This window comes from Moorena bouillonii PNG, from assembly GCF_001942495.1.
Lineage (GTDB): Bacteria > Cyanobacteriota > Cyanobacteriia > Cyanobacteriales > Coleofasciculaceae > Moorena > Moorena bouillonii.
Genome location: NZ_MKZS01000001.1, coordinates 5,380,354 through 5,382,021, shown reverse-complemented (window position 1 = coordinate 5,382,021; position 1,668 = coordinate 5,380,354). Strand labels below are relative to the sequence as shown.

The window sequence follows — 1,668 nt, the reverse complement described above, 5'->3', positions numbered from 1 at the left end:
AAGGGCTAGGTCGCTTATAGAGTCTGCGTTTTAACTTATTTCGTCGCCCCCCCAGGCAAGACCTCTAATGATAAGTTTTTTAATTGAGGAGACTTTTCCTCACTGCTGAGGGATACCAGAGGAGGTGTTTTAAGGATTAAATTATCGGCTCTACGTTGATAGACTAGGGATTCTGGAAATACTTTTGTCTGAAACTTGCTTAAATTATGACCATATAGTTCAGCATGACCTGTGAGGAGATATCCTAAGGGTTTGAGGGTATCATAAAATTTATCTAAAACTTTGGCTTTAGCTGAATCTTCAAAGTAAATGAAAACATTACGGCAAATAAGTAAGTCAAGGTCTTTGAGATCATAGTTTTGCTTGTTAAATGAATCTTTGACTAAATTAACCGTTTTAAACGTGACCATTTTTTTGATACGATCATCGATGTGATATGAATTGTTAATGATCCGAAAATAGTCACGCTTTATGTCTGGATTGATATTTCTAAATGACCAAGAACTGTAAATTCCTTTTTTTGCAGTTTCTAGGGCATATTTATTGATGTCTATTCCCAAAATTTTAACCTTCCATTTTTCTAAGTCAGGAAGAATTGTATGGATTAGAATAGCAAGAGAATAGGGTTCTTCTCCAGTTGAACAACCTGCACTGCATATCCGAATTGTTTTGTGGTTATTTTGCTGTTCAATAATTTTTGGAATAATGTAGTTTTTTAAGGTATTAAACTGACCTTTGTCTCGCCAAAAGTAAGTTTAAGTATTAGTCAGTAATATAACCAGATTTTGCCATTCTTGATTACTTTATATAGTAGAAAATTTTAAGAGTTGATAGTAACTTTTTGGTGAACAAAATTTGATAAATTTAATTCTCACAAGGATGGTTTCAATTAAATTGTATTGGTCTGCTTCTTTAATAACTAATCCTGTCTGCTGGGCAATTAATCGAAGAAAAGCTTGTTTTAACTCAACACTTAACGATTCTGTGTTTGACACGTTAATCCTGATTGACTGACAAATCCAATGTGGTTACAGTTATATAGTTCCCAGTCAATTTGCCCAAGTAACACCAATTTAAAAACCTATTGGTACCTATTAATTGAATTACTGATGTTCGGTTGCTCGCCTTTGGGAGTTGTTCGCGTAGCGTGGCCTTTGGCCAAGGTTGAAGGTTGAAGGTTGAAGGTTAGCAGGTTGAAGGTTGAAGGTTAGCAGGTTGAAGGTTGAAGGTTACTAGGTTGAAGGTTGAAGGTTTTTAGGTTGAAGGTTGAAGGTTGAAGGTTACTAGGTTGAAGGTTTTTAGGTTGAAGGTTAAAGGTTGAAGGTTACTAGGTTGAAGGTTTTTAGGTTGAAGGTTAAAGGTTGAAGGTTACTAGGTTGAAGGTTTTTAGGTTGAAGGTTAAAGGTTGAAGGTTACTAGGTTGAAGGTTTTTAGGTTGAAGGTTAAAGGTTGAAGGTTACTAGGTTGAAGGTTTTTAGGTTGAAGGTTAAAGGTTGAAGGTTACTAGGTTGAAGGTTGAAGGTGGTTTAGTTTAAGGTTATTTGGTTGAACGCGATGGACGGAGTCCCGCTTTCAGCGAACGCGTGGCCGAAAGGCCAAGGTTTAGAAGATAATTTTTAACCTGCTAACCTTCAACCTGCTAACCTTCAACCTGCTAACCTTCAAACT

1 pseudogene is annotated in these 1,668 nt (G+C 36.3%); it reads right to left on the bottom strand.

Annotation, left to right across the window (positions count from 1 at the left end):
• Positions 1–35 precede the first annotated feature (35 nt).
• Positions 36–743, bottom strand: a pseudogene (locus BJP37_RS34825) (CheR family methyltransferase); the annotation flags it as partial.
• Positions 744–1,668 lie beyond the last annotated feature (925 nt).